Below are 4,595 nucleotides of genomic sequence, written 5' to 3'. Positions count from 1 at the left end.
TCTAGCCGCAGACCGGCGCCATTGGCAGCCTCCTGCGCGCTCAGCTTGGCGCGCTTGCGTGTGAGGTAGAGCCGCTGACCGAGCGTCGATCCTGGTCCGTCAGCAGCCCTCTCGGCCAATTCGTCGTAGCTGGCACGTACTCCGCTGAGCGCGACGATGACGGCCGGCGTGGTCCGGTTGCGACTTGCTGCCTGCGACAGTGCGGCCTCCAGCTTGCGTAGACCGCTCAGCACCACGGCGGCGCGCGAAGTAAACTCCCCGTCGCTCGGATCGGGCAGCGACTCGATCGCCGCGGTGTACATGTGCATTGCCGCGTCGGCGACACTGACAATGACTGGTGCTTCGCCTTCGTCTGGCGTGCCGTTGGCCACTGCTCCTCGTTTCGTTCGTGGCGCACCGAAGCGCACCGATTCAGTGACAAAGTAGGGGGCCTGACGCCGCCCCAAAACCCAGTGAATGTGACTGGAGCCCCGAAAAACCTAACGCCTAATCACGGTCGATTCAACCGTAGGCCACCTCCGTCATACAGCGCATCGGTGATCCGTGCGAACGGTTGACCGCGCGGTGTGGGTGGGGCGCGGGTGACAAGCTGGGGCGCAGGGTGGATCGTCGGGTACGGCGTCGAGAACGTTCATCCGTTGCGACGGACCGGCTCGGACGACGGAGGGCGCCACGATCGAGGGAGGGTTGGGTGAAGGTTCTAGCAGCACTACCCCTGGTGGGCGTGTTTCTGGCGGTTGGGGCCGGTCTGGTATGCGGACCAGCAACGGCCGCACCGCGATGCGGAACGAATCTCGCCTCCGAAGCCGTCGTCGACGCCGTGAGATCACTGCCGGCATACCCGGGAACCGACTGGGCATGGAATGCCGACTCCCGGACCTTCGAGGGCAACTTCGACCCCTGTGCGACGCTGTCCACCGCGCTGGTCACGGTGGAAGGAGCGACGGGCAGTTCGCCGACGACTGCACTGATGTTCCACGGCGGCACCTATCTGGGGACGGCGACGTCCAAGGCGTACGGCTTCACGTCGTTGAACGCCGCGCGGACCACCGACGACACCGTGGTGCTGGACTACAAGACGCCGGGGGAATGCAACGCGTGTGCGCCAGCGGCGGTCACCAGCGTGCGCTATCGGTGGCAGGGCGACCGCGTCGAGATGCTGGACCCGCCGCCACCTTCGTAGCACTCGCCGCTGGCGGTCTGGACCGCGAGAAGCGTTGCAGTACGGGTAATTTCATTGGACCCGTTGCGCCAGATGATCTCGCAGGGTCGAAGCCGTGTACTCGGTTCTGAGTACGCCGCGGGCACGAAGCAGGGGTACGACCTCGGCGACGAACGGCGCCAGGTCGAAGCCATGCAGATTGAATCCGTCGGCGGCGCCGCGCTCGACCCATCCAACGAGGTCGTCGGCATTCGACTCGGGGGTGCCGAACAAGCGTCGGTGCAGCCCGCCGCCAACGGCGATGAAGCGGCGCAACGTGTTCCGCTCGCGTGCTGCCAACGCGATGCCGCCCTTGGCGAAACCCACCGACTGCTGCCAAGACGTTCCGAGTGCGGTGGGGTCGAGTGTCAACAAGCCTTCGGGCATCGGCCGGTCCAGAAATGGCGTCAGACGCTCGGGCGTGAGTCCGTAACGGTCGGCGATGCGCTCGACGTCGTGCATCGCGACGGCTGCCTCGGCGTCCGCGAGCAGGCGTTCGACCTCGGCGTCGGTGCTGCCGATGGCGACCCCCAATCCGGGCAGCACCAGGACATCGGTTCCCCGCAACTGCTGGGAGCGAGTGTTGAGTTTCGTTCGATAGATCCGCGAGGCGGCCTCGTCGACGCCCACGCTGAACACCGCGTCGACGAAGGTGGCGGCGACCTCGATTCCGTCGTCGGAACCGCCTGCCTGGAACAACACCGGAAGTCCTTGCCGTGAGGCGGGCACCTGCATCGGACCCGCGACGTCGAAGAACTCTCCGTGGTGGTCGATCGATCGGCGGGCGAGGTGATCGATGTCCCAGTGAGCGCTGAGATCATCCGGCCAGCTCGCCCACAGCGCGCGTACGACGGTGGTGAATTCGGTGGCGCGCCGGTAACGCTCTGCTCGGGCGGGATGAGCCGAGACGCCGAAGTTTCTCGATGCGGCCGGGTCCATCGTGGTGATCACGTTCCAGCCAGCCCGGCCGTTGGAGATGTGGTCGATGGACAGGACTGCGCGAGCAAGCGCGTACGGCGCGCTGTAGGTCGTTGATGCCGTGGCGACCAGGCCGATGTGCGTCGTCTCCCGCGACAGGGCGCCCAGGATCGTAAACGGGTCCAGCGCGACGTTCCATCCGTTGCGCGGGTCGGGTTGCACGGCCAATGCGTCCGACAGGAAGACCGCATCGAAGCCCGCCGATTCCGCCAATCGTGCGGTCTCGACATAGTCGTCGATGTCGATGAAGGGATGCTTGCCGGTCTCCGGCTCGGTGATGGCCCCTGGCAGAAGGTTGGCATTGAGGTGGATGTACCGGTCGGGGAGAGCGCTCATTGCCGGTGAAGTTACCCGTCATCGCGCGATGCGGCCCTCGCGCTGCATCTGGCCCCGACTCAGAGCGGCCCCTACCGGAAGTTCGTCCGTCGCACCGGTAATACACTGCGCTTGAGCAGGTTCCGCAGATAAGTGCAGCGTGAGCGTTCCCATCGGTCGATGGCCATCGTAAAACTGCAGCGGACGGTCGGTCGGTTGGGGCCGGCGACCCGAAAGAATCAGGTTGGTGCAAACCATCTGCTGCGCGAGCGAGGGGTTTTAACGTGCAGTGTCGTGGCCACTCTTACTTCCCCTCACCTCTCGTGACCAGCACCGTCAGCGAGTCCGCTCCGACGAGGCCGGGATCGCACACGCTCACTGAGCTTTTCGAGAAGATTGCCGACGGCGCACAGCAGCGCGAGCAGGTCCGGATCCTGCCGCACGATCAGGTCCGTTGGCTGCGGGACGCAGGCATCGGGCGTCTGAGACTTCCGACGGGTGACGGTGGTTCCGGCGCGAGCCTGCCCGAATTGTTCGGCATCGTCATCGATCTGGCCGCGGCCGACTCGAACGTCGCGCACATCCTCAGGGCGCACTTCGGGTTCGTCGAAGAGCAGTTGCACAATCCTGATCCGGTCGCCAGACGGCGGTGGCTGGACTTGGTCTCCGAGGGCATCATCTTCGGCAACGCCGTCAGCGAACAGAACAGCCTGCCGGTCGGACGCAAGGTCGGTGCGCCTCATCTGGACACCGTCCTGGCTCCCGATGGCGGGGGAGGATTCCGGCTCAACGGCGTCAAGTTCTACTCCACCGGAACGCTGTTCTCCGACTGGGTGAACGTGCAGGCAGTCGACCCCGACGGGGCGTCGTTTCGCGTCACGGTTCCGGTCGGCCGCGCGGGTGTCACGGTCGAAGACGAGTGGGACGGCTTCGGTCAACGCCTCACCGGGACGGGCCCGACACGATTCGACGACGTGCACGTGCAGGCCGTCGAGGCGCAACGAATCGAGGCTGGTGACGCCGAGACCCGGCCGACCTACTTTGGTGGCTTCTATCAGCTCTACTTGCAGGCGCTCACCGCCGGAGTGCTCGCGGCGGTCCAGTCCGACGCGGTGGCGTTGACCCGCCGACGAGCGAGGAACTTCAGCCACGCAAACCATCCGACTCCCGCCGAAGACCCGCAGGTGCTTCAAGTGGTCGGGGAGATCGCATCGGATGCCTTCGCGGCAAGAGCAATCGTGCTGACCGCGGCGCAAGCCTTGCAAGACGCCTCCGACAGCGAGACACACGGTGTGTTCGACGCCGACGCGGCGCACCGCGCTCAGATCGCGGCGGCTCAGGCCAAGGTTGCCGTGGACCGGTTCTCCTACGCCACCGCAGCACGTCTTCTCGACGTCGGGGGAGCTTCCGCCACGCAGGTGGGCTACGGCCACGATCGGCACTGGCGCAACATCCGAACGATCTCGACACACAACCCGACGTTCCTCAAGGCGACCGCAGTCGGATCGCTATTGGTCAACGGCACCCCGCCCCCGCAGAATGGGTTCTTCTGACGCTCCTCGCAGCGGCCTCATCGGGGTCCGACCTCGGCCAACACGGCTACCCGACACTCGCCGGACGCAGCGCACCAGCAGAAGGCTTCGAACCCGACTCCGAGTGAGCGGGCGCGTGGTCGAGGCGGAACCGCTCGATGCTCCTCAATGGACCCTTGCACGGGCTCGCTAGGGAGAATTGGCGGTGTAACCCATTGAGCTACAGTCACATTCGCATTTGGCGCCCAAGCTTGAAGGCAAGAGTGCCCAGGCATCCTCCCGTTTACAAACGGGTTTCCGAACCATCATGAACAGGGGTGTTGGCCCAGACGTCGTCGCCTCGAGATGCGTCCGAGGCGGGGCGGCGCCGGAGTAGGACCGCGACGCGACCCTCACGATCTCCACCCCATAATCGAAAACGCAATTGCTCCCGGCGGGCGCCGCACTAGACTTTGCTCATGCAGCCGACGGCCCTCGTGGGCGAGGTCTTCAGTACCATCGCTGCCCGCGTCAACGCGGGCGGCGACGTGTCGTCCCTGGGGACGGTCTGGCAACGGTCGGTGCTGGCG

Annotated in this window: 3 protein-coding genes and 1 pseudogene; 2 read left to right on the top strand and 2 right to left on the bottom strand. The window is 65.7% G+C overall.

Going from position 1 to position 4,595, the window contains the following annotated elements:
- Positions 1–308, bottom strand: a pseudogene (locus tag ACRDUX_RS35215) (hypothetical protein); the annotation flags it as partial.
- Positions 309–691: 383 nt separating this feature from the next.
- Between ACRDUX_RS35215 and ACRDUX_RS35210 the strand changes: the two are divergent.
- A complete protein-coding gene (locus tag ACRDUX_RS35210) occupies positions 692–1,183 on the top strand; it encodes an LppP/LprE family lipoprotein (protein ID WP_526421216.1) in 492 nt (163 codons plus the stop codon).
- A 51-nt stretch (positions 1,184–1,234) separates the two neighbouring features.
- On the opposite strand, the gene ACRDUX_RS35205 is transcribed toward ACRDUX_RS35210, so the two are convergent.
- A complete protein-coding gene (locus tag ACRDUX_RS35205; protein ID WP_526421214.1) occupies positions 1,235–2,515 on the bottom strand; it encodes an NtaA/DmoA family FMN-dependent monooxygenase in 1,281 nt (426 codons plus the stop codon).
- A 302-nt stretch (positions 2,516–2,817) separates the two neighbouring features.
- On the opposite strand from ACRDUX_RS35205, the gene ACRDUX_RS35200 reads away from it, so the two are divergent.
- A complete protein-coding gene (locus ACRDUX_RS35200; RefSeq protein WP_526421212.1) occupies positions 2,818–4,047 on the top strand; it encodes an acyl-CoA dehydrogenase family protein in 1,230 nt (409 codons plus the stop codon).
- The last annotated feature ends 548 nt before the right edge of the window (positions 4,048–4,595 follow it).

The organism is Mycobacterium sp., assembly GCF_050701675.1.
Lineage (GTDB): Bacteria > Actinomycetota > Actinomycetes > Mycobacteriales > Mycobacteriaceae > Mycobacterium.
Note: the sequence above shows the minus strand (reverse complement) of the source record. Positions and strands in the feature narration are given on the sequence as shown.